The sequence below is a fragment of the Streptomyces sp. NPDC005803 genome (assembly GCF_040630435.1).
Taxonomy (GTDB): domain Bacteria; phylum Actinomycetota; class Actinomycetes; order Streptomycetales; family Streptomycetaceae; genus Streptomyces.
Map to the genome: position 1 here is coordinate 71,412 of NZ_JBEXXO010000004.1, position 26,169 is coordinate 97,580.

At 71.0% G+C, this 26,169-nt stretch carries 22 protein-coding genes; 3 read left to right on the forward strand and 19 right to left on the reverse strand.

All coding sequences use genetic code 11. The annotated features are described in order from the left end of the window. Positions 1–8: 8 nt before the first annotated feature. The 5 genes from ABZ454_RS07560 to ABZ454_RS07580 form a co-directional block, all read right to left on the reverse strand. Positions 9–1,442, reverse strand: coding sequence for an MFS transporter (locus ABZ454_RS07560; protein ID WP_359536488.1), 1,434 nt, complete (start codon positions 1,440–1,442; stop codon positions 9–11). 93 nt (positions 1,443–1,535) lie between these two features. Next, entirely contained in the window at positions 1,536–2,465 is a 930-nt protein-coding gene (locus ABZ454_RS07565; protein ID WP_359536489.1) for a ThiF family adenylyltransferase, read from the reverse strand. Continuing rightward, complete coding sequence (locus ABZ454_RS07570; protein WP_359536490.1) at positions 2,462–3,457, reverse strand: hypothetical protein; 996 nt, start codon at positions 3,455–3,457, stop codon at positions 2,462–2,464. Before ABZ454_RS07570 ends, ABZ454_RS07565 begins: the two co-directional genes overlap by 4 nt. After that, positions 3,454–4,680 carry an acyl-CoA dehydrogenase family protein gene (locus tag ABZ454_RS07575; RefSeq protein WP_359536491.1) on the reverse strand — a complete coding sequence of 409 codons (1,227 nt, stop codon included), beginning with the start codon at positions 4,678–4,680 and terminating at the stop codon, positions 3,454–3,456. The genes ABZ454_RS07570 and ABZ454_RS07575 overlap by 4 nt, the downstream gene beginning before the upstream one ends. Positions 4,681–4,734: 54 nt before the next feature. Then, positions 4,735–5,121 carry an SCP2 sterol-binding domain-containing protein gene (locus ABZ454_RS07580; RefSeq protein ID WP_359536492.1) on the reverse strand — a complete coding sequence of 129 codons (387 nt, stop codon included), beginning with the start codon at positions 5,119–5,121 and terminating at the stop codon, positions 4,735–4,737. Positions 5,122–5,850: 729 nt separating this feature from the next. On the opposite strand from ABZ454_RS07580, the gene ABZ454_RS07585 reads away from it, so the two are divergent. Beyond that, positions 5,851–6,996: a SagB/ThcOx family dehydrogenase gene (locus tag ABZ454_RS07585; protein ID WP_359536493.1), complete on the forward strand. Its 1,146-nt coding sequence runs from the start codon at positions 5,851–5,853 to the stop codon at positions 6,994–6,996. A 277-nt stretch (positions 6,997–7,273) separates the two neighbouring features. Here the strand turns inward: ABZ454_RS07585 and ABZ454_RS07590 are convergent, their stop codons facing one another. The 12 genes from ABZ454_RS07590 to uvrC all read right to left on the reverse strand — a co-directional run bounded on the left by ABZ454_RS07590 (position 7,274) and on the right by uvrC (position 20,486). Beyond that, complete coding sequence (locus ABZ454_RS07590; protein ID WP_359536494.1) at positions 7,274–8,830, reverse strand: PH domain-containing protein; 1,557 nt, start codon at positions 8,828–8,830, stop codon at positions 7,274–7,276. Next, entirely contained in the window at positions 8,827–9,348 is a 522-nt protein-coding gene (locus ABZ454_RS07595; protein WP_356321649.1) for a PH domain-containing protein, read from the reverse strand. Before ABZ454_RS07595 ends, ABZ454_RS07590 begins: the two co-directional genes overlap by 4 nt. A 4-nt stretch (positions 9,349–9,352) precedes the next feature. After that, complete coding sequence (gene pgi / locus ABZ454_RS07600; protein WP_359536495.1) at positions 9,353–11,005, reverse strand: glucose-6-phosphate isomerase; 1,653 nt, start codon at positions 11,003–11,005, stop codon at positions 9,353–9,355. Between the two features lie 172 nt (positions 11,006–11,177). Further along, positions 11,178–11,513, reverse strand: coding sequence for an RNA polymerase-binding protein RbpA (locus tag ABZ454_RS07605; RefSeq protein ID WP_078622699.1), 336 nt, complete (start codon positions 11,511–11,513; stop codon positions 11,178–11,180). 108 nt (positions 11,514–11,621) lie between these two features. After that, positions 11,622–11,858 carry a preprotein translocase subunit SecG gene (secG, locus tag ABZ454_RS07610; protein ID WP_018104607.1) on the reverse strand — a complete coding sequence of 79 codons (237 nt, stop codon included), beginning with the start codon at positions 11,856–11,858 and terminating at the stop codon, positions 11,622–11,624. A 111-nt stretch (positions 11,859–11,969) separates the two neighbouring features. Further along, entirely contained in the window at positions 11,970–12,725 is a 756-nt protein-coding gene (tpiA, locus tag ABZ454_RS07615) for a triose-phosphate isomerase (protein WP_359536715.1), read from the reverse strand. A 39-nt stretch (positions 12,726–12,764) separates the two neighbouring features. After that, entirely contained in the window at positions 12,765–13,976 is a 1,212-nt protein-coding gene (locus ABZ454_RS07620) for a phosphoglycerate kinase (protein WP_359536496.1), read from the reverse strand. Positions 13,977–14,084: 108 nt separating this feature from the next. Next, positions 14,085–15,095, reverse strand: a complete 1,011-nt coding sequence (gene gap, locus ABZ454_RS07625) for a type I glyceraldehyde-3-phosphate dehydrogenase (protein WP_136328654.1) — start codon at positions 15,093–15,095, stop codon at positions 14,085–14,087. 258 nt (positions 15,096–15,353) lie between these two features. Then, positions 15,354–16,343 (reverse strand): DNA-binding protein WhiA, encoded by a 990-nt coding sequence (gene whiA, locus ABZ454_RS07630; RefSeq protein ID WP_030919772.1) that lies wholly within the window; start codon positions 16,341–16,343, stop codon positions 15,354–15,356. Continuing rightward, a complete protein-coding gene (yvcK, locus tag ABZ454_RS07635; RefSeq protein WP_356321646.1) occupies positions 16,334–17,365 on the reverse strand; it encodes a uridine diphosphate-N-acetylglucosamine-binding protein YvcK in 1,032 nt (343 codons plus the stop codon). The genes whiA and yvcK overlap by 10 nt, the downstream gene beginning before the upstream one ends. Further along, a complete protein-coding gene (gene rapZ / locus ABZ454_RS07640) occupies positions 17,362–18,327 on the reverse strand; it encodes an RNase adapter RapZ (RefSeq protein ID WP_356321645.1) in 966 nt (321 codons plus the stop codon). Before rapZ ends, yvcK begins: the two co-directional genes overlap by 4 nt. After that, positions 18,324–20,486, reverse strand: coding sequence for an excinuclease ABC subunit UvrC (gene uvrC, locus ABZ454_RS07645; RefSeq protein ID WP_359536497.1), 2,163 nt, complete (start codon positions 20,484–20,486; stop codon positions 18,324–18,326). The genes rapZ and uvrC overlap by 4 nt, the downstream gene beginning before the upstream one ends. Before the next feature lie 838 nt (positions 20,487–21,324). Between uvrC and ABZ454_RS07650 the strand changes: the two genes are divergently transcribed. Continuing rightward, positions 21,325–21,492: a hypothetical protein gene (locus tag ABZ454_RS07650; RefSeq protein WP_359536498.1), complete on the forward strand. Its 168-nt coding sequence runs from the start codon at positions 21,325–21,327 to the stop codon at positions 21,490–21,492. Between the two features lie 59 nt (positions 21,493–21,551). On the opposite strand, the gene ABZ454_RS07655 is transcribed toward ABZ454_RS07650, so the two are convergent. Continuing rightward, positions 21,552–21,980, reverse strand: coding sequence for a Rieske (2Fe-2S) protein (locus ABZ454_RS07655; RefSeq protein WP_356321641.1), 429 nt, complete (start codon positions 21,978–21,980; stop codon positions 21,552–21,554). Positions 21,981–22,236: 256 nt separating this feature from the next. Then, on the reverse strand, positions 22,237–25,296 hold the full coding sequence (gene uvrA / locus ABZ454_RS07660) for an excinuclease ABC subunit UvrA (RefSeq protein WP_356321640.1): 3,060 nt from the start codon (positions 25,294–25,296) through the stop codon (positions 22,237–22,239). 175 nt (positions 25,297–25,471) lie between these two features. Here uvrA and ABZ454_RS07665 point away from each other — a divergent pair, with 175 nt between their 5' ends. After that, positions 25,472–26,161, forward strand: coding sequence for a maleylpyruvate isomerase family mycothiol-dependent enzyme (locus tag ABZ454_RS07665; protein WP_359536499.1), 690 nt, complete (start codon positions 25,472–25,474; stop codon positions 26,159–26,161). Positions 26,162–26,169: the final 8 nt, after the last annotated feature.

Consider the following 26,169-nt stretch of genomic DNA (forward strand, 5'->3'; position numbering starts at 1 on the left):
ACGCGGCCTCAGGTCCCGGCGCCCTCCGCCCCGGGAACAGCCGCACCGGCGGGCGCGAGGCCGGGCCGCCCGGCGCGTCGGCGCCTCGGTGTCGCGAGAACCGCGAGGGCGCCGACCGCGATCAGGCAGGCGCCGGTCCACAGCGCGGGAATCATGCCGTCGGTGAAGCTGTCCGCCGTGGCGAGGTCACCGTGCGCGGTGAAGACGGACGCCAGGACCGCGACTCCGAGAACCCCGCCCAGCTCCCGCAGCGCGTTCACGGCGCCCGAGGCCATGCCCCGGTCCCCGGCGGCCACCGAGCTCATCACCAGGTTCGCCGTCGGGGAGAAGTAGAAGGTCATGCCCAGCCCGCACAGGACCAGCGCGGGGACGAGGGACGGGTAGCTCACGTCCGGTGAGACGCGGGCCGCGATCCAGCCCAGTCCGCACGCCTGGAAGGTCAGCCCGAGGGCCACGATGGAACGGCTGCCGATCCGGTCGGAGAGGAAGCCGACCACGGGCGCGACGAAGACCGGCACCACCGTCCAGGGCAGGATGCGCAGGCCGGCCTCCATCGGCGAGTAGCCGCGCGGTCCCTGGAAGAACTGGGTGAGCAGGAAGACCGAGCCGAACATCCCCGCGAACATCAGCAGCCCGGCCGCGTTCATCCCGCTGAAGGTCCGGTGACGGAAGAGCCGCATCGGGAACATGGGCATCGGGGTGCGCAGCTCCCAGGCGGCGAAGACCGCCAGGACCAGGGCGCCGCCGGTCAGAGCGGTCAGGACCCGTGCGCCGGCCCAGCCGTCGGCGGGCCCCTGGATGAGGCCGAACACGATCCCGAACAGGCCGGTACCGGCCAGGACGGTGCCCACCACGTCCAGCCGGGCGTTCGCGCCACGGCTCTCGGCGAGCCTCCACCGGGCGAGCGGGAGCACCAGGAGTCCGATCGGCACGTTGACCCAGAAGATCCACTGCCAGGCCAGGTGCTCCACCATCATCCCGCCGATGAGGGGGCCCATGGCGATGGCGAGCCCCTCGACGGCGCTCAGCGCTCCGAGGACGGCCCCGCGGCGGGCGGCGGGCGCGACCGCCGTGAGCAGGGTCAGGTTGAGCGGCATCAGCGCGGCGGCGCCGAGCCCCTGCACGGCACGGGCCGCGATCAGGGCGCCGATGCCGGGGGCGAGCGCCGCCGCCGCGGAGGCGACGGTGAAGAGGGCCAGGCCGACGAGGAACATGCGGCGCCTGCCGAACCGGTCGCCCAGGGCCGCGCCGGGCAGCATCAGGACGGCGTAGGTGAGCGTGTAGGCGTTGACCGTCCACTCGAGTTGCTGGATGTCGCCGCCGAGACTCTCGCGGATCGCGGGCAGGGCGGTGATGACGACCAGGTTGTCGAGGGACACCATGGCCACGCCCAGGCCACAGCACAGGAACGTCCACAGGACGTTCCGCTTCGAGACGTTCATGATTGCCTTTTCTGGGGGTGTGCCGCGCCGGATGCCGGGACGGGCGCGCCCGGTGTCGGCGCGGCCGCCCCGGCACCGCGGGGAGGGCTTCGTTCAGCGCGCGCCTTGCCGGCGCATGAGGCGGAGCATCGGCGGTACCAGGGCCGCGAGTTCGACCGGCCACGACAAGCGGCTGAGCCAGCGCTCGCCGAACGGCCGGGCCAACTGGTGCACGTCCACGCGGATCTCGCGCCGCACCGGCCTGCCGGCGAGGAGCCGTACCGCCATGTAGGAGCTCAGCACCCCGAACGCCGTCGCGGTGTAGGCCACTTGAGGGAAGCTGTAGTCCGTGCGCAGGTGGTTTTCGCGGATCTCGGCGAGCATCTCGGCCGGGACCCTGCGCAGCGGTACCGCACGGCGCAGCAGGTCCCAGGTGTCCATCCGCACGATGTCGTCCACGGTGATGGCGCCCGCGAACGGCTCCCGGACGCGCCGGTAGTCGTAGCAGCGCACGTACTGGGTCCCCGCCATGTCCCAGCCGGTGATCAGTGGCAGCCGCCGCTGCACCGCCACGCGGTGCAGGAGGTGCTTGGCACGCCAGCCGTCGGCGGTGGTGACGTCCACCCCGTCGATGATCATCTGGCAGGGCGCGGTGAGCCGCTGCACGGTCTGCGGGGTCACCCCTTCCGTGAACACCGTCACCCGGGCGTGCGGGTTGATCGCCATGATGCGTTCGGCGGCGCCCGCGGCCTTGTTCTGGTCGATGTCGGCGGCGACCGCGCTCTGCCGGTTGAGGTTGTTCAGCTCGAACGTGCCGGGGTCGGCCACCAGGAAGCGCTGTACGCCGAGCCGGGTCAGAGGTTCCACGGTGGCGCCGCCGATCGACCCGCAGCCCGCGACGAGGACCGTCGCCTCGCGGAGCGCCCGCTGCTCCCCTGCCGAGACGACACCGGCGTTGCGGGTGACCAGTTCGTCGTAGAAGGTCCGGTGCGCCCGGGACTCCTGGTGACCGGTCAGCTGCCGGCTCACGTCCCCGGCCGTCACCGGGAGCCTCCGCGCTGGCGGGGGATCGCGAGGCCGGCCGGTTTCCGCCTGCGCGCGGCGAGCCTGGCGACCATGTCGTGGTACGAGGTCAGGTCGCTGGTGCCGTCCAGGTAGGAGCGGACAACGTCGCGGTACCAGGCCAGGTCCGCGGGCACCGGGGCGACGAAGGGCTTGGCGACGACGCCCTGGTGGTAGATGGGGGCGAGCGGATCGGACGGGGGCAGGCTCGGAGAGGTGTCCTCGATCACGTGCAGGTCGAAACCCGCCAGGCGCAGGTGGCGCAGGGCCACGTGTTCCTTGGCGTCGCCGAGCACGAGGCGGATGGCGTCGCCGAGCTGGATCATCGCCTCGCCCATGCCGAGCATGAGGTGCCACGGCACCCGGTCGTGCTGGAGGCCGCGCGGCATCGACTGGTCGCGCAGGAAGCGTTTCAGCTCGAACACCTGGTGGGTGCCCAGGCCGGGGCGCGCGTACGGCGCCAGCAGGTCCACCCCGTGTGCCGCCTCGGTGGGGAACGGGGCGCGACGGGCCGAGTCGAGGGGCAGGCTCACGGGGTCCCCGGAGCAGCTCAGCCCGACGTAACCGCGGATCCGGCCGGTCCGTGAACAGAGGGTCACAGTATGGATGTTCTCGGCCTCGCCGGTGCGGGGCAGGGGCTCGTGGAACGCGGCCGTCCGGTACACCAGGTCGGCCGAGATCCAGCTCAGCCGCAGGTACTGGGCGAGCCGGAAGCCGAGGATGCCCCTCAGGTACCGGGCGGGGAACTGGCTGTCCCGCGCGGTCAGGGTGATCAGGCCGCTGTCCGGGTCCTCCGCGCAGTTCAGCGGTGGACCGTCGATCTCCGCGGGAAGCCGCCGGTAGCTGAGCCGCTCGTGCAGTTCGATGATGTCCGCGACGTAGCGCAGGGCGCGCGATCCCGTGGGGTCGGCGGAGGTGGGGACGGTGGTGCGCCCGGGGCGGTCGCCGCTCGTGCGCGAAGAGGGCGCGCTCACTCGGCATCGTCCTCGGCGTAGAGGCTTTCGGTGATGGCGAGGGCCAGCACCTCGGGGGTTCCTTCGTAGATGCGGGTCCCGTAGGCGTCACGGAGCATCTTCTCCACGCCGTGGGAGCGCAGGTAGCCCCGGGCGCCGACGAGGGAACAGGCCGCGTCGGCCACGTCGATGGCCGCCCGGTCGGCGAACAGCTTGGCGACGGCCGGCTCGTAGGCGGGTGGCGGCAGCTGGGTGTCCACGGTGTTCGCCGCGTGCAGGTAGAGCAGGCGGGCGGCGTCGACCTTGGCGCTCATGTCGGCCAGCTTCGCCGCGGTGAACTGGTGCCGGTACAGCAGCGCACCGCCCTGCACCCGTTCGCCCGCCCAGGTGACGGCCTGTTCCAGGGCGCCCCGCGCCACGCCGGTGGAGATCCCGGCGACGGCGGCACGGGCCATGTTGCTCTGCGCCATGTTGATGGCCATGCCCTCGCCCTCGCCACCGATCATGTTCTCCGCGGGCACCCGGACCTCGTCGAAGGTGAGTTCACTGCCCAGGCAGGCCCGGTAACCCATCTTGTCGGCGACCGGGCCACGGACCACGCCGGGCAGGTCCAGCGGCACGATGAAGGAGGTGAGTCCGGTCGCTCCCGGGCTGCCCTCCATGTTCGCGAACACCGAGGCGAAGGCGGCGAACCGGGCGTTGGTGATGAAGCGTTTCCTGCCGGTGAGCAGGTAGGAGTCGCCGTCCCGGCGGGCGGTCATGACGTTGCGTGCGTGTACGGCGTGGGACGGGATGATCAGGTCGCAGCCCGCGTCCTCCTCGGTCACGGCGTTGCAGGCGAGCACCGGCTCGTCACCGGAGAACAGCGGCAGGTAGCGGGCCTGCAGCCGGGGGTCGCCGGACAGCAGGAGGGGGGCCTGGCCGAGCATGGTGGCGCCGAAGACGAGTGCGGTGCCCGGGCAGACGGCGGCCACTTCCTCCAGAGCCGTGGCGACTCCGAGCATGCCGAGGCCGAGGCCGCCGTAGTCGGTGGGGACGGCCGCCCGGGTCAGGCCGGCTTTGTGGCCGCGGCGGATGAGGTCCCAGTCGAAGTCCTCGGCCGGTGCCTGGTCCAGCTCCAGCACCCGGGGATGCACCTCCTCCTGAGCGAACCGCCGTGCGGCGTCCTTGAGTTGCCGCACTCCGGGCGGCAGTTCGTCGAAGTTCAGTTCCGGGGAGAGGTCTCCCGGCACGTCGATGGTCATGGTGGCGAGGCTCCTTGAGGGCGTGTGGTGGCGGGGGAGGGACGGTGCGCCGGGTCAGACGCCGGCGTCCGCCGCGATCTCCGGGTAGCGGTCGAAAGCGGGCTGGAGCAGGGGGACCAGCTCCAGCACCTTGGCGATCCGGCCTCGGATCCGGAGCTTTCCGGTGGCGATGGCTGCGGGCACCGGCAGCCGCCCCAGCCACAGCGCGTGCGCGGTGTCGCAGGACATCTTGAGAGTGATCGCGGCCTTGGACGGCGCCTCGCCCCCGACGACGACCCCGTCGGGCGAGACGAAGATCCGGCAGTCCGGCCTGCTGTGCACCAGGTGCACGGACAGGGACTCCTTGCGGGCCTTCTCCACGAACTGCTCATTCTCCAGCAGCACGGTGAAAAGCCGCCCGAACACATCGGCGGCCATTTCTCCGGACGGAAATACGCTCATGCTTTTCCTTCGCGATATCTACGGACCGGCGCCCGCCCTGCCGCTCGGGGTCGACCCGGCAGAATGGAGGAGAATGCGTCTGCTCGTCGAGCGTCGGTGTCAGCACGTTATGGCACCTCCCGGAGACCCCGGCCCGCGCCGACAGGTAACCGAAAAGAAACGGAAAGAAATCAGTAAGGACCGTCCGCAAACCTCTGTGACCAGCGGCGATGCGCCATCCACTCGGTCCGGCCGCAACTCTCACGAGCGGGGACGGACGATGAGAGCGCACCCATATCCACACACGGTCCCGATTTCACGCCCGCCGGAAACAACGGTGCACCATAGGTGACATCGCACCCCACAGATGCGACGCAAAGAGAAATCCAAGGCCATGGACCCGGCCACGAACGGGTGACATGAGCGGGCTCTTCTTGCATTTACCGAATGCGTGCTGCGTCATGGAGAAGTCCCCGCCGCGGCACCCGCGGCGAATAGCTCCGAAAGGAGGTGACCCACCATGCGCAGGATTGAGATGAAGCACCGGACGGCCGTCCGGGCCGACCGCCCCCAGGCCGGCGAACGTTCCAGCTGGAACTGGACGTGGGCCTACCGAGCGGCCTGATCGCGTCCGCGTGGGGCCGGCTCCCCCGTTCCCTCCGGCCCCACGCGGGTGTCAGCTCACCTTCCGTACGCCCTTCCCGTACGCCCTTCCCGCCCCCGCCCTTCGCGCACCGCCGAGGAGTCACCTTGCGCCTTCGCCGCTCCCGTTGCCTGACGTGCTACTGGCACGAGGGCGCGTTCGTCGTCCACCCCCACCCGCACGGCACGTCGATGGAACTGCACCCCGCCGCGGCGGAGATCCTGACCGCCTTCGACGAGTGGAGCACCCCCGACGAGGCGGCCGGGCGGCTCGGCCACCTGACTCCGGACACGATCGAGGAGGCCGTCGCGGCACTGGTCGACGCGGGGGCCCTGCTGGCGCAGGGCAGCACGGCCGCCCGGCGCGACGAGCTGATCGCCGGGCAGTGGGGCGCGTGGATGCCGGAGGCGTCGTTCTTCCACTACGCCACGTCGGACGTGTACGACGGGCACCCGGCCGGGGACGCCCCGGCCCCGCCCGACGGCGAGGCCGGCGGCCCTGCGGGCGCCGAAGCACCCGCCGGGCCGCTCCCGCCGCTGTTCACCAGTCACCCGGCGGCTCCCCGGGTCCTGCTGCCGCGGCGGCCGGCCGAGCTCCGGACCCCGCTGGGAGAGGTCCTGTACGAACGGCGCACCCACCGCGACTTCACCGGCGCGCCGGTGTCCCTCGACACCCTGGCCGCCCTGCTGGCCGCGGTGTTCGGGCCCGTCGACTTCATCGACTGCGGGCGGGGCGCGCTGTACCGCCGAACCAGCCCGCAGGGCGGCTCCCGGCAGGAGATCGACGCCTACGTCGGCGTCCTCGGGGTCAGCGGTCTCTCCCCCGGCTGGTACCACTACAACGGATTGCTGCACGCGCTCGAACTGCTCTCCGAGGGCTTCACGCCCCAGGACGCCGCCCATCTCTGCGCCGACCAGTCGTGGGCCGCTCGGCCCGCCTTCTTCGTGGTGCTCGCCGCGCGTCTGGAACGGATGAGCGTGAAGTACCCGACGCCGCGCGCCTACCGCGTCTGTCTGCTCGATGCCGGACACCTGGGCCAGACCTTCGCCCTGACCGCGACGGCCCTCGGCCTCGGCCCCGCCCAGACCGGTGCCTTCAGGGACTCCGCGGTCGCCGGCCGCTGCGGCCTGGACAACACCGGCCACACCCCGCTGTACGTCCTGGCCGCCGGCCATCCCGAGCCGGAGGCCCGGGACGCCCCGCCGCCGGCCGGCGTCGCCGCCTTCGAGGCCACCACCCTGGTCGCTCCCTGAGCCCGGGGGCCGTACGGGCCGATGCAGTTGTTCTGACGACCACGTCGCTGACGTCGAGGGACGACCACGTCGCTGACGTCGAGGAGTGAGAAGCCGCCTCGACTGACCCGCTCACTGTGCGGGCGGCCGCTGCGGCGATGACGGAGTGGGTGGTGCCGGGCAAGCTGTAGTCCAGCGGGCGATACGTGGTGCTTCGACCGGCTCAAGAACACGCTCGATCGAGCAGGGGCGACATGAATCGAAGACTCCGCGGCGGAGCCCGTACGGGCCCCCGGGCTCAGGCCCGGTCGAGGAAGGGTTCCAGCAGGCCGGGGACGGCTTCGGAGGCGAAGACCAGGCCTTCGGACGCGTCCGCGTCGTACACCGTGTACGCCCCCGCTCCCGCGGCCGTCGTCGCGGTGACGTGCAGTACCCCGGCCCGCCGCTGGAAGTACGACTGCCTCACCGTCCAGCCGATCACCCCGGCCCGCTCCAGCGCGGCCGTGGAGCGGCGCAGGGTGCCCGAGCGGGTCACCAGGTAGCCACCGCTGAGGGTGTGGCCGAGACCGCGGTAGGCGTCGCGGGCCAGGAGCACCCCGACGGGCAGCCCGACGGCGGCGCAGCCCAGGGCCGCCCAGAACAGGACGGGCGTGAGCAGGGCGCCGAGCAGGGAAAGGACCAGGACGGGTGCCAGGACCGCCGCGTACGCTCTGCGCAGCCGCCGGCCCCGTGCGGCGGGCGGATGCGCGGTCAGCGGGGCGCCGGTCGGGGACACCGTCTCGCGCAGCACGGCGGCGGCTGCCTGGTCGGCGACGGGCCGGGGCACGGCGGGCAGCAGGGTGTGGTGGCCGCCGTGCTGTTCCTCGTCGTCCTTGGCGAGTCCGGTGGTGATGGCGTCGATCCGGGCGGCGCCCAGCAGCCGGACGCCGAGCGGCTCGACGAGGTCGACACCGCGCAGCCGCCGCTCCTCGATGGAGACGGACCGGGAGGTGAGCAGTCCGCGTCGGATGCGCAGGGTGCCGCCCGGCTCTCGTTCGAGGCGGTAGTTCCACCACATCTCGACCCAGAGCCCCAGCGCGCCGACGACGCCGGCGAGCGTCGCGGCCAGGGCGAGGAGCACGATCGCGGAGGGCAGGGAGAGGTCCCGGAGCCGGTCGCCGACCCACTCGATCACCTGTCCCTGCGCCCCGAACCAGTCGCTGACCTGCAGCACGGCTCCGGCGGCGGCGCCGCCGAGGGCGGGTGCGACGAACGAGACCGGTGCGTAGCGGATCCAGCGCGGGTCGAGCGTGACGAGTTCGCCCTCACGGTGGCTGCCGGCCGTCCCGGTGAGGTCCCGTGCCAGGAGCGCGCGGCGCAGTCGCTCGCCTTCGGCGCGCCGGACCGGGTCGAGTTCCAGGGCCGAGTCGTCGCCGGTGTGCTCACCGGTGCCGATCCGGACGGTGACCAGGCCGAGGACACGCTGGAGGAGGTGGGCGGTGAGGTCGACGCTGCGGATCCGTTCCCGGGCCAGGGAGCGCTTCCGGACGAGCAGGAGGCCGGTGTGGAGCTCCACCCGGTCGGCGCCGACGCGGTAACGGGTGCGGCGCCACCGTATGTAGTCGGCGCCCGCGCTGGCGCCGATCAGAAGAGCCGCCCCGGTCAGCACCCAGGCGACGGCGGCGGCGAACCCGAACCGTCCCGACAGCCCGAGGGTCGTCGGCACGGCGGCTCCGGCCGCCACGCCCGCCGTGACGAGGCCGGTGGCCAGGACGGTACGCCGCTCCAGGCGGCGCCATCCGGGGGCGGCGGCCGGGCCGGCCTCGTCCGCGCCGTCCGGGGCTGTCTCGTCCGGGACGGTGTCCGCCGTGGTCATGTGGCGTCGCCGGGGGTGTCCTGGGTGATCCGGGTCAGCCGCTCGGCGAGCTCGGCCGCCAGCTCGTGGTCGAGGCCCTCGATCCGGACCGCGCCCTTGGACGAGGCGGTGGTGACGGTGACCGTGGCGAGGCGGCAGAGCTGTTCGAGCGGCCCGCGCACGGTGTCCACGGTCTGGATCCGTGACATCGGCGCGATCCGCCACTCCTGCCACAGCACCCCCGTCCGCACGTACACCGCCTCGTCCGTGACCTCCCAGCGGTGGGTACGGAACCACCAGAGGGGGACGAGGACGGCGCAGCCCGTACCGAGGACAGCGAGCACCGCGGCGGGCAGCAGCAGCCAGAACCGGGCGGACGCGAGGAACGCGCCCAGCACGGCCAGGACCACCACCGGCAACGCCGTCAGCAGCAGCCACCGCGCCCGCCACCAGCGGACGGCCCGCGGATCCACCGTGTGGGCCGGAGCCCTGAGACCGGCCGTCGATCCGGACCGTACCGCCCCCTCCCCCACGGTCATCGGCTCAGCGCCCCCGCAGCTCGCGGTACGAGGCGACGAGCGCGGCCGTCGAACTGTCCAGCTGCTCGGCGCCCTCGCCCTTCGTCAGCACCGGTTCGATCCGCTTGGCGAGGACCTTGCCGAGTTCGACACCCCACTGGTCGAACGAGTCGATGTTCCAGATGGCGCCCTGGACGAAGACCTTGTGCTCGTAGAGCGCGATCAGCTGGCCGAGCACGGAGGGGGTGAGCCGGTCGGCGAGGATCGTCGTCGTCGGGTGGTTGCCCCGGAACGTCTTGTGCGGCACCAGCTCCTCGGGGACCCCCTCGGCGCGCACCTCGTCCGGCGTCTTGCCGAAGGCCAGGGCCTGGGTCTGGGCGAAGAAGTTGGCCATCAGCAGGTCGTGCTGGGCGACCAGGCCGGGCAGCAGGGCGTCGACCGGCTCGGCGAAGCCGATGAAGTCGGCCGGGATGACCTTGGTGCCCTGGTGGATCAGCTGGTAGTAGGCGTGCTGACCGTTGGTGCCGGGGGTGCCCCAGACGACCGGGCCGGTCTGCCAGTCGACCGGATTGCCGTCCCGGTCCACGGACTTGCCGTTGGACTCCATGTCCAGCTGCTGCAGGTACGCCGTGAACTTGGACAGGTAGTGGCTGTAGGGCAGCACGGCGTGCGACTGGGCGTCGAAGAACGCGCCGTACCAGACGCCCAGCAGGCCCAGCAGCAGCGGGGCGTTCTCCTCGGCCGGGGCGGTGCGGAAGTGCTCGTCGACCAGGTGGAAGCCGTCGAGCATCTCGCGGAACCGGTCAGGACCGATGGCGATCATCAGCGAGAGGCCGATGGCCGAGTCGTACGAGTAGCGGCCGCCGACCCAGTCCCAGAACTCGAACATGTTGGCGGTGTCGATGCCGAAGTCCGAGACCTTCTCGGCGTTCGTCGACAGGGCCACGAAGTGCTTGGCCACCGCGTCCTGATCCGCCCTCAGGCCGGTCAGCAGCCAGTCGCGGGCCGAGGTGGCGTTGGTGATCGTCTCGATCGTGGTGAAGGTCTTCGACGCGATGATGAACAGCGTCTCGGCCGGGTCGAGGTCGTGCACGGCCTCGTGCAGGTCGGCGCCGTCGACGTTGGAGACGAAGCGGACGGTGAGCGAGCGGTCCGTGAAGGAGCGCAGCGCCTCGTACGCCATGGCGGGACCGAGGTCGGAGCCGCCGATACCGATGTTGACGATGTTCTTGATGGGCCGGCCGGTGTGACCGGTCCACTCGCCCGACCGGATGCGGTCGGAGAAGGCGGCCATCTTGTCGAGCACCGCGTGCACGGCGGGCACCACGTTCTCGCCGTCGGCCTCGATCACGGCGCCCCGCGGGGCGCGGAGCGCGGTGTGCAGGACGGCCCGGTCCTCGGTGGTGTTGATCTTGTCGCCGCGGAACATGGCGTCCCGCAGCTCGGCGACACCGGTGGCCCCGGCCAGCTCACGGAGCAGCCGGAGCGTCTCGTCGGTGACCAGCTGCTTGGAGTAGTCGAGGTACAGGTCACCGACGCGCAGGGCGTATCGCGTGCCGCGCTCCGGATCGTCCGCGAACAGCTGTCGCAGATGGGTCGTCCCGAGCTGCTCACGGTGCTTTCCCAGCGCGGTCCATTCCGGCGTCTGGTTGAGCCTGGCTCGGCTTTGTGCGTTCATCCCGGACATCAGCCCACTTCTTCTCGTAACCGCAGTTCCCCGCTGCCCCTCCAACTTAATTGATCAGGGCGGCGGACGGGACGGCGGCGGGCTGCGGCACGGCAGAAGCGTTCCGGCCGGGCACCCAGGGGGTGTCCGGCCGGTGAACGACTGTCAGTGAGGCACGAAGGCTCTAGATCTCGCCGCGGAGCTTGGCGAGGGCCTCGGCGAGGATGGCCTCCCCGTCCGCGTCGCTGCGCCGCTCGCGTACGTACGCGAGATGCGTCTTGTACGGCTCGGTGCGCGGCGGGTCCGGCGGGCTGTCCCGGTCCTGGCCGGCCGGGAATCCACAGCGCGGGCAGTCCCAGGTCTCCGGTACCTGCGCGTCATGGGCGAAGCTCGGCTGCGTCTCGTGCCCGTTCGAGCACCAGAAGGAGATGCGGGCCCGGGGCGCGGACTCGCCGCGCTCGGCCTCCCCCATCGGCCCCGCTCCGACCCGGCTTCCCCGGATCGCGTTGCCACTTGCCACGGTCGTAACTCCCTGCGTGATGGTGCTCGAAGATGCCCCAGTCTACGTAAGGCCCAACGCGCGTCCAGTGGTTGGAGTTACACCCTCACCGGAATCGCGTACGACGGGTCAGTTGTCCAGCTTGATGAGCAGACCAAGCACCACGATGCACGCGAACCAGCCCAGACCGACCACGACGGTGATCCGGTCGAGGTTGCGCTCGGCGACCGAGGAACCGCCGACGGACGACTGCATGCCGCCACCGAACATGTCGGAGAGACCGCCGCCCTTCCCCTTGTGCATCAGCACCAGCAGCATCAGCAGCAGGCTGAAGACGATCAGGGCGATCTCGAACCCCAAAATCACGGCTGGTCCCTACTTTCCGAAAATTCCTGACTGCACGTGCGAACAACGGGGGCCGGGAGGCTGCCCTCCTCGGCCCCCGCAAGGGTACGACGGATCCGCGCTAGCGCATACTCACTGGTCGCGGAAGCGGACGATCTTGACGAACTCGTCGGCGTCCAGTGCGGCGCCGCCGATCAGCGCGCCGTCGATGTCGGGCTTTGCCATGATCTCCGCGACATTCCCCGACTTCACCGAGCCGCCGTACTGGATGCGGACCGCGTCGGCCAGCTCCTGGGAGTACAGCTCGGCGAGCCGGCTGCGGATTGCCCCGCAGACCTCCTGGGCGTCGTCGGCGCCGCAGACCTTGCCGGTCCCGATGGCCCAGACCGGCTCGTACGCGATCACGATGGACCCGGCCTGCTCGGCCGGAATGTCCTTGAGCCCGCCGTCGACCTGCGCGAGGGTGTGCGCGACGTGGCGGCTCTCCTCGCGGACCGACTCCTCCTCGCCGACGCACAGGATCGGGGTGAGACCGTTCTTGTAGGCGGCCTTGACCTTCGCGTTGACGATCTCGTCGGTCTCGTGGTGGTACTGGCGGCGCTCGGAGTGGCCGATGGCCACATAGGTGCACTTCAGCTTGGCGAGCATCGCGCCGGAGATCTCACCGGTGTACGCGCCGGAGTCGTGCGCCGAGATGTCCTGGGCACCGTACTTGATCTTCAGCTTGTCGCCGTCGACCAGCGTCTGCACGGAGCGCAGGTCGGTGAAGGGCGGCAGGACGGCGACCTCGACGGCGTCGTAGTCCTTGTCGGCCAGGGCGAAGGCGAGCTTCTGGACGTGGGCGATGGCCTCGAGGTGGTTGAGGTTCATCTTCCAGTTGCCCGCCATCAGCGGGGTCCGGCCTTGGGCGGTAGCGGTCATGAAAGGTCAGTCCTCCAGTGCGGCGAGGCCGGGAAGCGTCTTGCCCTCGAGGTATTCGAGGCTGGCGCCGCCACCGGTCGAGATATGTCCGAACGCGTTCTCGTCGAAGCCCAGGATGCGGACCGCGGCGGCGGAGTCGCCACCGCCGACCACGCTGAAGCCCGAGGAGTCGACGAGGGCCTGGGCGACGGCCCGGGTGCCCTCGGCGAAGTCGGGGTGCTCGAAGACGCCCATCGGGCCGTTCCAGAAGACGGTGGCCGCGTCGGCGAGCTTCGATGCGTAGAGCTTGTTGGTCTCCGGGCCGTTGTCCAGCCCCATCTGCCCGGCCGGCATGGCGTCGGCGGCGACGGTGGCGGGGTGGGCCGGGGCCTTCGTCTTGAGGTCCGGGAACGCCGGGGCGACCACGACGTCGACCGGAAGAACGAACTCCACGCCCTTCTCCTCGGCGCGCTGGAGGTACTCCCGCACGACCGGGATCTGGTCCTCCTGCAGCAGCGAGCTGCCGACCTCGTGGCCCTGGGCCTTGAGGAAGGTGTACGCCATGCCGCCGCCGATGAGGATGCGGTCGGCGCGCTCCAGGAGGTGGTCGATGACGCCGAGCTTGTCGGAGACCTTGGCGCCGCCGAGCACGACCGCGTAGGGACGCTGAACGTCGTCGGTGAGCTTCTTCAGGACGCCGACCTCGGTGGCGATCAGGTCGCCCGCGGCGTGCGGGAGCCGGGCCGGGAGGTCGAAGACCGAGGCGTGCTTGCGGTGGACGGCACCGAAGCCGTCGCCCACGTACAGATCGGCGAGCTCGGCCAGCTGGTCGGCGAAGGCGCCGCGCTCGGCGTCGTCCTTCGACGTCTCGCCGGCGTTGAAGCGGAGGTTCTCGATGACGGCGACCTGGCCGTCGGTGAGCGCGGCGACGGTGGCGCGGGCGGACTCGCCGACCGTGTCGGTCGCGAAGGCCACGTCCGTCCCCAGCAGTTCGCCGAGGCGGGCGGCCGCGGGCGCCAGCGAGAACGCCGGGTCCGGGGCGCCCTTGGGGCGGCCCAGGTGCGAGGCGACGACGACCCGGGCACCGGCCCCGGCCAGCTTCGCCACGGTCGGCTGGACGGCACGGATGCGGCCGTCGTCGGTGATGGTGGTGCCGCTCAGCGGCACGTTGAGGTCGGCGCGGACGAATACGCGCTTGCCGGTGACCCCTTCGGCGAGAAGTTCGTCGATCGTCTTCATCTGTCTGGACTCCTTGGAGGACGAGGGAGCATGCGACGGGGCCCGAACGGCGCTGCGTTGCGCTGTTCGAGCCCCGTGCTCACATCGAGGTGCCTGCCGATCCGAGGATCAGAGCTGGCCGCCGACGAAGACGGTCAGGTCGACGAGGCGGTTGGAGTAACCCCACTCGTTGTCGTACCAGCCGAGGATCTTCACCGTGTTGCCCTCCTGGACCATGGTCAGGGAGGAGTCGAAGGTGCAGGACGACGGGTCGCCGACGATGTCCGAGGACACGATCGGGTCCTCGGTGTACGTCAGGAAGCCCTTGAGGTCGCCGTCGTCGGACGCCTTCTTGAACGCGGCGTTGACCTCGTCCTTGGTGACCTCGCGCTGCAGGGTCACGACCAGGTCGGTGGCGGAGCCGGTCGGGACCGGGACGCGCATCGCGATGCCGTCGAGCTTGCCCTTGAGCTGCGGCAGGACCAGGGCGGTGGCCTTGGCGGCACCCGTCGTGGTCGGGATGATGTTCTCCGCGGCGGCGCGGGCGCGACGCAGGTCGGAGTGCGGGAAGTCCAGGATGCGCTGGTCGTTCGTGTACGCGTGGACCGTCGTCATCAGGCCCTTGACGATGCCGAAGTTCTCGTCGAGAACCTTGGCCATCGGCGCCACACAGTTGGTGGTGCAGGAGGCGTTGGAGATGACGTGGTGGTTGGCCGCGTCGTACTTGTCCTGGTTGACGCCCATCACGATGGTGATGTCCTCGTCCTTGGCCGGAGCCGAGATGAGGACCTTCTTGGCGCCGCCCGCGATGTGCTTGGCGGCGTCGGCCTTCTTGGTGAAGATGCCGGTCGACTCGATGACGATGTCGACGCCCAGCTCGCCCCACGGGATGTCCGCCGGGTTGCGCTCGGAGAGCACCTTGATGGTGTGGCCGTCGACGGTGATGGTGTCGGCGGTGTGGCTCACCTCTGCCTTGAGACGACCCAGAATGGTGTCGTACTTCAGCAGGTGGGCCGTGGTCGCAGTGTCACCCAGGTCGTTGACAGCCACGATCTCGATGTCCGCACCCTGCTCCAGCAGCGCGCGGAAGTAGTTACGACCGATGCGGCCAAAGCCGTTGATGCCTACGCGGATCGTCACGAACCGATCTCCTCGTTAGGTACGCCGGTTTTCGACGCCGGCGAGTTGTATGGGATGTCCCCGACCGCCTACGACCCTACCCCTCCGAAGCCCTCGGGGTGACATCGAGCAGGGCCGTAGGAACACCGAAGGCCCGTACTCCCCAGTAGGAGTACGGGCCTCCGGACGTCTTCCCCCGCCCGCTGCGGCGATTACGCAGCGTCAACGCCCGCGCGAACGCGGTGCGTTCCCCCCGCCGCTCGCCCGCGGGGGCGCGGATCAGCCGACCAGGCCGTCGGCCAGCTCTTCGCTGAGGGTGGATTCCGTGCCCGGGATCCCGAGGTCCTGGGCCCGCTTGTCGGCCATGGCGAGCAGCCGGCGGATACGGCCCGCGACGGCGTCCTTGGTCAGCGGCGGGTCGGCGAGGGCGCCCAGCTCCTCCAGGGAGGCCTGCTTGTGCTCCATGCGCAGCCGCCCGGCCGCCGCGAGGTGCTCCGGGACCTCCTCGCCGAGGATCTCCAGGGCGCGGCCCACCCGGGCGCCCGCGGCCACCGCGGCACGCGCGGACCGGCGCAGGTTCGCGTCGTCGAAGTTGGCGAGCCGGTTGGCGGTGGCGCGCACCTCGCGCCGCATCCGCCGCTCCTCCCAGGCGAGCACCGACTCATGGGCGCCGAGGCGGGTGAGCAGGGCGCCGATCGCGTCGCCGTCCCGGACGACGACCCGGTCCACGCCGCGTACCTCACGGGCCTTCGCCGCGATGGAGAGCCTGCGCGCGGCGCCGACCAGCGCGAGGGCGGCCTCCGGACCCGGGCAGGTCACCTCCAGGGAGGAGGAGCGGCCCGGCTCGGTGAGCGAGCCGTGGGCCAGGAAGGCCCCGCGCCAGGCGGCCTCGGCATCGCAGGTGGCCCCCGAGACCACCTGCGGGGGAAGCCCGCGGATGGGACGGCCGCGACCGTCCACCAAGCCCGTCTGGCGGGCCAGCTGGTCGCCGCCCGCCACTACCCGCACGACGTAGCGGGAGCCGCGCCGCAGGCCGCCGGGGGCCATCACGATCAGCTCCGAGCTGTGCCCGAAGATCTCGAGGATGTCCCGCTTCAGCCGGCGCGCCGCCATCGCGGTGTCCAGCTCCGCCTCGATCACAATCCGGCCGCTCACCAGGTGCAGCCCACCCGCGAACCGAAGAATCGCCGAGACTTCTGCCTTCCTGCAGCAGGTCCGGGTGACGGGAAGCCGAGAGATTTCGTCCTTCACCGCTGGCGTCATCGCCATGGGCCGATCCTTCCATGCATCCGAAAAATACGGTCGTACGCGGCGGCCAACAGCTCCGGATCATGAATCGGATCGCCGTCGGGTGAGGCCACGGGCGCCAGCTCGACCGCGGCTCCGAGCCGTTTTGCGGCGTCGGCGAGGGACTCGCGGTCGGGCACGGCGGCCTCGTCGGCCAGCACCACGTCCAGGGCGAGTTTAGGGGCGTGTCGTCCCAAAACCTCCAAATGACGCTGCGGAGAGAAGCCATCTGTTTCGCCGGGTTGCGGTGCGAGGTTCAGCGAGAGGACCTTCCGGGCCTTCGTTTCGATCAGCGCGTCCAGCAGATCGGGGACGAGCAGATGCGGGATGACCGAGGAGAACCAGGACCCGGGACCGAGCACCACCCAGTCCGCGTCCAGGACCGCGGCGACCGCCTCGGGGACGGCCGGCGGGTCGTGCGGAACCACGTGCACGGACTGGACCTCGCCCGGGGTGAGCGCCACGGTGGCCTGGCCGCGCACCGTGTCCACGTCCTCCGGCCGCTGGGGGTCGTGGCCCTTCACGAGGGCCTGGAGCTCCAGCGGCACGGCGGACATCGGCAGCACCCGGCCGTGCGCGCCGAGGAGCTTGCCGACCAGGTCCAGGGCCTGTACGGGGTCGCCGAGCTGCTCCCACAGGGCGACGATCAGCAGATTGCCGACCGCGTGCTCGTGCAGGTCGCCCTTGGACTGGAAGCGGTGCTGGATGACCTGGGCCCACGTCCGGCCCCACGCGTCGTCACCGCACAGAGCGGCCAGCGCCTTGCGGAGGTCGCCCGGCGGCAGGACGCCCAGCTCCTCGCGGAGCCGGCCGCTGGATCCGCCGTCGTCGGCGACGGTGACCACGGCGGTCAGGTCGCCGGTGATCCGCCGCAGCGCGGTGAGCGAGGCGGACAGGCCCATGCCGCCGCCGAGCGCGACGACCTTGGGCTGGGCGCCGCGTTTGCGGCCCGACAGCGGGGCGCCCCTGCGCAGTCTGCGCAGGCGCATGTTGCGACTGGTCACTCGCGCCCCATGTCCCGGTGCACGAGCACGGTCTCGATGCCCTCGGCGGCGAGCCGGGCGGCCAGCTTCTCCGACATGGCCACGGAGCGGTGCTTGCCGCCGGTACAGCCGACGGCGATCGTCACGTACCGCTTGCCCTCGCGTCGGTAACCCGCGGCGACGAGCTGGAGCAGCTCCGTGTACTGGTTGAGGAACTCCTTGGCGCCCGGCTGGTCGAAGACGTACGCGGACACCTCCTCGTTGAGCCCGGTGAAGGGGCGCAGCTCGGGGACCCAGTGCGGGTTGGGCAGGAAGCGGCAGTCCGCCACCAGGTCGGCGTCGACGGGGAGCCCGTACTTGAAGCCGAAGGACATCACGGTGGCCCGGAGCTCCGGCTCCTCGTCGCCCGCGAACTGGGCGTCCATCTTGGCGCGCAGTTCGTGCACGTTGAGGCTGGAGGTGTCGATCACCAGGTCGGCGTCGCCGCGCAGCTCGCGCAGCAGGTCGCGTTCGGCGGCGATCCCGTCGACGATGCGGCCGTCGCCCTGGAGGGGGTGCGGCCGGCGGACCGACTCGAAGCGGCGCACCAGGGCGTCGTCGGAGGACTCCAGGAAGACGATCCGCCGGGTGACGCCCTTGGACTCCAGGTCGGCGAGGGACTCCCGCAGGTTGTCGAAGAAGCGGCGGCCCCGGACGTCGACGACGACGGCGATCCGTGCCACGTTGCCCTGCGAGCGGGCGCCGAGCTCCACCATGGTGGGGATCAGCGCGGGCGGCAGGTTGTCGACGACGAACCAGCCGAGGTCCTCCAGACACTTGGCCGCCGTGCTGCGCCCGGCGCCCGACATTCCGGAGATGATGACCAGCTCCGGGATGGCCACCGTGCTGTCGCCCGTCTCGTTCGAGGTGCCCGTACTCACGTGTGCTGCTCCGTATGCTCGGTCTGTGCGGTCGTGCCGGTGTTCGTTCTCGTTCTCGGTCATGTCGTGCTGCCCCCGTCGTCCTCTTCAATGATCTCTCCGGTGGCCGTGTTCACGGCGGGCGCGGCCGGGGCGGCCGCGGCGAGGGCGACAGCCACTGATTCCGCCGTCCTGCGGCCTATCCCCGGAACCTCGCAGATCTCTTCGATTGTCGCCTGCCTCAGCTTCTTGACGGAGCCGAAATGCTTGATCAGGGCCTGCTTCCGGGTCTCTCCGAGGCCGGTGACCGCGTCCAGGGGGCTGGAGCGGATGCGCTTGGCCCGTTTCGCGCGCTGGTAGGTGATGGCGAAGCGGTGCGCCTCGTCGCGCACGCGCTGGAGGAGGTAGAGGCCCTCGCTGGAGCGGGGCAGGACCACCGGGTCGTCGTCATCGGGCAGCCAGACCTCTTCCAGACGCTTGGCCAGGCCGCAGACGGCGATGTCGTCGATGCCCAGCTCGTCCAGGGCCCGCTTGGCCGCGGCGACCTGGGGCTGCCCGCCGTCGACCACCAGGAGCTGCGGCGGGTAGGCGAACCGCTTGGGCCGCCCGTCGTCCTCCCGGGGCTCGGCGGGCTCCGTCACGAGAGTCTCCTCGGGCGCCGGCGCGGCTGGACCGAACTCGGCAGAGGCGCCGGAGACGACGGGTACGCCGGCCCCGGCGGGCGTGCCGAGCCCGGCGGTCTCCGGGACGGGCACCTCATCGGGCTCCTGCGCGGCGACGGCCCGCGGGTCGGCCGGGACGGCTCCTGTGGCGGCGGGGCCCTCCTCCCACTCCCCCGTCCGTTCCTTCTCCTGGAGGTAGCGGCGGAAGCGCCGGCTGATCACCTCGTGCATGGAGCGCACGTCGTCCTGGCCCTCGAAGCCCTTGATCTGGAAGCGGCGGTACTCCCCCTTGCGGGCCAGACCGTCCTCGAAGACCACCATCGACGCCACCACGTCGTCGCCCTGGAGGTGGGAGATGTCGAAGCACTCGATGCGCAGCGGGGCCGTGTCGAGGCCGAGTGCCTCGGCGATCTCCTCCAGGGCCCGGGAGCGGGTGGTCAGGTCGGAGGCGCGCTTGGTCTTGTGCAGTCCGAGGGCCTGCTGGGCGTTGCGCTGGACCGTGGCCATCAGGTCCTTCTTGTCTCCGCGCTGCGGGATGCGCAGGCTGACCTGGGAGCCCCGGCGGCCGGCCAGCCACTGGGAGACCGCCTCGGGGTCCTCGGGCAGGGCCGGGACGAGGACCTCCTTGGGGACGGAGTCGCCGCTCTCCTCGCCGTACAGCTGCTGGAGGGCGTGCTCGACGAGACCTGAGGTGTCGACGTTCTCCACCTTGTCGGTGACCCAGCCGCGCTGGCCGCGCACCCGGCCGCCGCGGACGTGGAAGATCTGGACCGCGGCCTCCAGCTCGTCCTCCGCGACCGCGATCAGGTCGGCGTCGGTGGCGTCGGCGAGGACGACCGCGCTCTTCTCCATGGCGCGCTTGAGCGCCCCCACGTCGTCCCGCAGGCGGGCCGCGCGCTCGTACTCCATGTCCTCGGCCGCCGCCATCATGTCCTTCTCCAGGCGGCGGATGTACGTGCCGGTGCGGCCGGCCATGAAGTCGCAGAATTCGTCCGCCAGTTCGCGGTGCTCCTCGGGGGTGACCCGGCCGACGCAGGGGGCCGAGCACTTGCCGATGTAGCCGAGGAGGCAGGGGCGGCCGGTCCTGGCGGCGTTCTTGAAGACGCCCGCGGAGCACGTACGCACCGGGAAGACCCGCAGCATCAGGTCGACCGTCTCGCGGATCGCCCAGGCGTGCCCGTACGGACCGAAGTAGCGCACGCCCTTCTTCTTGGCGCCGCGCATGACCTGGACGCGCGGGAACTCCTCGTTGAGCGTGACCGCGAGGTACGGGTAGCTCTTGTCGTCGCGGTACTTGACGTTGAACCGGGGGTCGAATTCCTTGATCCAGGAGTATTCGAGCTGGAGCGCCTCGACCTCCGTGGAGACGACGGTCCACTCCACGGACGCGGCAGTGGTCACCATCGAGCGCGTGCGCGGATGGAGGCCGGCCAGGTCCTGGAAGTAGTTGGCCAGGCGCTGGCGCAGGCTTTTCGCCTTCCCGACGTAGATCACCCGGCGGTGTTCGTCGCGGAATTTGTAGACCCCCGGGGAGTCGGGGATCTGTCCCGGCTTGGGGCGGTAGCTTGAGGGGTCTGCCATGTCTCCCACCCTACTTGCGGGCAGTGACAGCACGGTGTCGCGCGCGGGGCCCCCGTACTCCGGGGCATGGGGGGCGCGTCCTTGGGCACGGGGCCGTCAGGCGCGCGGCGCTCCTGGTCAGCCTTGTCCGCCGGCCCTGTGGCGGTCGCGCGGGGCCGTGGCGCCGCGGAGGGCGAGCACGGCGAGGACGTCCGTGGTCGCGCCGCCAAAGGTCTCGGTCAGCGCGGTGTCCGCGGCAGCGGCCGACGCGAGGGCCGGTCCGGACGCGGGGACGGACGCCGACCGTCATCCGGGACTGATCCCCTCCGCAGAACCCGGCGCCGCCCGCGCGGGTGACCGGATGCGGGGAGCGCATGACGCAGAGGAAGCGGGGAGCGGCGGTCCCGACCGAAGCGGTGAAAGCGAGGGGGAGGCTGCCGTCAACGCCGGCGGACCCTCGCGTCGCGGGGGCCGTTACACGAACGGACCGGCGTGGCGACAAGGCGTCATCCGGCGCACGGCCGCCCCTTCGCGTCCGGCTCCTGCGACCTGCGTGCAACCAGGTCCCGGCGTGCGCGGCATCGTCCGGACGTTCGGCTGGTCCCCCTTGGTGTGACCCAGCATCAGTTGCCGGTACGCGCACGGCTGTTGAGCGCGTGTGAGGAGTCCTGATGCGTACGGCCCCATGGCAGCCGCGCCGCCTCCGACCGGACCGGGCGCACCGGCCACACAGCACACGGGGTCGACCGCGATCGACGGCCTCGGCGAGAAAGGCTGGTGACCGTCACCGACGAACTGCCCGCACAGCTGATTCCGTCCCCGCCGGACCTAGCGGGGAAAGTGCTGCAGGCCGGCGCGGATGAACGAGCTGGGGACAGCCGGGGGCGCCCTGGACCGGCTCGCCGGGGAGTACGGCGGAGCACCCCGCACCGAGGGCACGGAGGGGGTCGCCGAGGTTACTTCCGACGCGGAGGTGGCCCGGTGGAGCAGGGGGTGCGTGATGCGCTCCCGGCCCGGTGGGTACTGACCACGGCGGGCGCGCGGCGGAGCCCGGATGTCCGGCCGGGACAGGCGTCGGCCGACTACTCAGGCGTCGGGGCCCGCGATCAGCTTTCCGCCTTCGACCTTGACCGGGACCGAGGGCAGCGGCACCGTCGCGGGGCCGTGCACGGCCTTGCCGGTCGTGGTGTCGAAGAGGCTGCCGTGGCAGGGGCAGTGCCCCTCGTTCTTCTCGACCTTGTCCAGCAGGCACCCCGCGTGGGTGCACTGGGCGCTGAAGGCCTTGTACTGCCCCTTGGCCGGGCAGCTGACGATGACGCGCTGCTCGCGGTAGAGCTTGGACTCACCCACCGGGATCTCGTCGGGGGTGCCGAGCTCGACGGGCGCGGTGGGGGTCGGCGTCTCGGCGTGCCCGAGCTTGGACTCGGTCGAGCAGGCGGCCACTCCCAGCCCGGCGACGCCCGCGAGAGCGGCGCCCTTCAGCACGGTGCGGCGGGGGGTGGGCTGGCCGGACATGCGGTCTCCACGGGTCGATGGGGTAGAGGGCGCCAGGGCTGCCCGGGGCACCTGAGGCGGCAGGTGTGGCAGGGACAGCGGTGACGTAACCGACGATACCGGCGGAGACCGACGCCCTTGCGCCCGGGCCGGTCGACCGCGGTCATGCCTGGTCAGGACCGGTTCATAACGCGACGGACGCGACTGACGCGACGGACGCGACGAAGTGGCGGCCCCTCGGGAGGGGCCGCCACCTCACCACCGCGTGATCCTGGTGTCAGGCCTTGCGCGCGGGGGCCGCCTTCTTGGCCGCGGGCTTCTTCGCCGCTGCCGTCCCGGCGGCCTTCGCCGTCGTGCTCCGGGGGGTCCTGGCCGTGGCGGTCTTCGCCGTCGCCGTCTTCCGCACGGGGGTGGACTTCGCGGCGACCGCCTTCTTCGCGGCCGTCTTCCGCACCGGCTTGCGCGCCGCGGGCACGGCCGCCTCGCTCACCCGGTCCGCGTCCAGGATGCCCTGGAGGAACTTCCCGGTGTGACTGGCGGGCACGCCGGCCACGTACTCCGGGGTGCCTTCGGCGATGACCAGGCCGCCGCCCTTGCCCCCCTCGGGCCCCATGTCGATGACCCAGTCGGCGGTCTTGATGACGTCGAGGTTGTGCTCGATGACGATCACCGAGTTGCCCTTGTCGACCAGGCCGGAGAGCACCTTGATCAGCTTCGAGATGTCCTCGAAGTGCAGACCGGTGGTCGGCTCGTCCAGGACGTAGACCGTGCGTCCGGTGGAGCGCTTCTGGAGCTCGCTGGCCAGCTTCACCCGCTGTGCTTCACCACCGGACAGTGTCGGCGCGGACTGGCCGAGCCTGACGTATCCCAGACCGACCTCGTTGAGCGTCCGCAGGTGGCGCGCGATGGTCGGGACGGCCTCGAAGAACTCCAGGCCCTCCTCGATCGGCATGTCCAGCACCTCGGCGATGGACTTGCCCTTGTAGTGGACCTCCAGCGTCTCCCGGTTGTAGCGCGCTCCGTGGCACACCTCGCACGGGACGTACACGTCCGGCAGGAAGTTCATCTCGATCTTGATCGTGCCGTCGCCGGCGCAGTTCTCGCAGCGGCCGCCCTTGACGTTGAAGGAGAACCGGCCCGGCAGATAGCCGCGGACCTTGGCCTCCATCGTCTCCGCGAACAGCCTGCGGACGTGGTCGAAGACGCCCGTGTACGTCGCCGGGTTGGACCGGGGGGTCCGGCCGATCGGCGACTGGTCGACGTGCACCACCTTGTCGACGAGGTCGTCGCCGTCGACCCGGGTGTGCCGGCCGGGCACCGACTTGGCGCCGTTCAGCTCGCGGGCCAGGTGGGTGTAGAGGATGTCGTTGACCAGGGTCGACTTCCCGGAGCCTGAGACGCCGGTCACGGCGGTCAGCACGCCGAGCGGGAAGGAGACGTCGATGTCCTGGAGGTTGTTCTCCCGGGCGCCGTGGACCGTGAGCAGCCGCGACGGGTCCACGGGACGCCGGACCTCGGGCATCGCGATCGCCCTCTTGCCGGTCAGATACTGACCGGTGATGGACTTGTCGTTGGCCAGCAGTTCCTTGAGCGATCCGGAGTGGACCACCTTGCCGCCGTGCTCGCCGGCGCCGGGGCCGATGTCGACGACCCAGTCGGCGACCTTGATGGTGTCCTCGTCGTGCTCGACGACGATGAGCGTGTTGCCCATGTCACGGAGCCGGACCAGGGTCTCGATCAGCCGGTGGTTGTCGCGCTGGTGCAGCCCGATGGAGGGTTCGTCCAGCACGTACAGCACGCCGACGAGGCCGGAGCCGATCTGGGTGGCGAGCCGGATGCGCTGCGCCTCGCCGCCGGACAGGGTTCCCGCCGCGCGGTTCAGCGAGAGGTAGTCCAGGCCGACGTCGACCAGGAACCTCAGACGCTCGTTGACCTCCTTGAGCACGCGCTCGGCGATCTTCTTGTCGCGGGCGTTCAGCTTCAGCCGGCCGAGGAACTCGGCGCACTCGCTGATCGACATCGCGGCGACCTGGGCGATGGACTTCTCCATCACCGTGACCGCGAGGACGATCGGCTTCAGCCGGGTGCCCTCACAGGTAGGACAGGGCACCTCGCGCATGTAGCCCTCGAAGCGCTCCCTGCTGGAGTCGCTCTCGGCGTCCGAGTGGCGCCGCTTGACGAACTGGACCGCGCCCTCGAAGGAGGGGGTGGTGTAGGCGCGCTCGCGCCCGTACCGGTTGCGGTAGCGGACCTCGGTCTGGATCTTGTGACCGAAGAGCAGGGCCTTCTTGGCGCGCTGCGGCAGCCCGGCCCAGGGAATGTCCGTACGGAAGCCGAGGGCTTCGGCCAGGGCGTTGATCTGGCGGCCGAAGTACTCCTTGGTGTGCCCGTGCGACCAGGGGTGGATCGCGCCTTCGTCGAGGGACTTCTCCTCGTCCGGGACGATCAGCTCCGGGTCGACCTCCATCCGCGTACCGATGCCCGTGCAGTCGGGGCAGGCGCCGAAGGGGGAGTTGAACGAGAAGGAGCGCGGCTCCAGCTCCTCGAAGGACAGGTCGTCGTACGGGCAGTAGAGGTGCTCGGAGAACATCCGCTCACGCTCGGGGTCGTCCTCGGGCAGGTCGACGAAGTCGAGCACGACCATGCCGCCGGAGAGGCCCAGCGCCGTTTCGACGGAGTCCGTCAGCCGGCGCTTGGCGCTGTCCTTCACCGTGAGGCGGTCGATGACCACCTCGATGGTGTGCTTCTCCTGCTTCTTGAGCGTGGGCGGCTCGGAGAGCTGAATGGTGCGGCCGTCGACCCTGGCCCTGCTGTAGCCCTTGGTCTGGAGGTCGGAGAAGAGGTCGACGAACTCGCCCTTGCGCTCGCGCACCAGCGGCGAGAGCACCTGGAAACGGCTGCCCTCGGGCAGGCCGAGGACCTTGTCCACGATGGCCTGCGGTGACTGGCGCGAGATGGGGCGGCGGCACTCCGGGCAGTGCGGCTTGCCGATCCTGGCGAAGAGCAGCCGGAGGTAGTCGTAGACCTCGGTGATGGTGCCGACCGTCGAGCGCGGGTTGCGCGAGGTCGACTTCTGGTCGATGGAGACGGCGGGCGACAGGCCCTCGATGAAGTCGACGTCCGGCTTGTCCATCTGGCCGAGGAACTGCCGGGCGTACGAGGAGAGGGACTCCACGTAGCGCCGCTGGCCCTCGGCGAAGATCGTGTCGAACGCGAGCGACGACTTGCCCGACCCGGAGAGCCCGGTGAAGACGATGAGGGAGTCGCGAGGGAGGTCGAGCGAGACGTTCTTGAGGTTGTGCTCGCGAGCGCCACGGACGATGAGACGGTCGGCCACGCCGGTCCGCACCTTTCTAGAGAGAAGCGGGGGAACTGAGCCCCTGCCCCAGGGTATGGGGGGTGCCACAGCGGTGTACGGAGGTTTCAACTCCGAGCGTATAGCACGCGCATTCGATTTACGGACGGCTGATAACTCCTTCACCCGAATGAGTGGCGGGACTAGGCTCGGCCCCATGACTGATCATGTGCACGACCTGGCCGCACTGCGTGAAGCGACCGATCGACTGCTCAGCGCCACGGAGAAACTGGACGACGCGGCACTGGCCGAACCGTCACGGCTGCCGGGCTGGAGCCGCGGTCATGTCGTCGCGCACCTCTCTCGTAACGCCGACGCGCTCGTAAATGTTCTCCAGGGCCGGCCGATGTACGCAGACAGCGAAACCCGCGACCGCGACATCGCGCGTGACGCCCCCCGGCCGCAGGCCGAGCAGCTCGCCGACCTGGTGGCGAGCGCGGCACGTTTCGTGGACGCCGCCTCGGCCCCGGCCGACTGGTCGCGCACCGTCGCGCTGCGTAACGGCGTGACGGACTCGGCCTCCCGGATCCCCTTCCGCCGGCGCATCGAGGTCGAGCTGCACCACGTCGACCTGGGGGTCGGCTACGAGCTGGAGGACCTGCCGGACGAGTTCACCGCACGGCAGATCGACTACCTGGCCGAGAGGTTCGCCGGGCACCCCGCGGTCGCCCCGACGGGCCTGGCCGACGGGACGGGCAGGTCGTGGACGACCGGCGGCGGTGCGCAGGGCGAACCCGTCGCCGTACGCGGCACGGCGGCCGAGCTGCTCGGCTGGCTCAGTGGGCGGCGCGACGGGTCCGCCCTGACCGTCGAGGGCGCAGCTCTTCCGGCGCTGCCCCCGCTATAGGCTGAGAG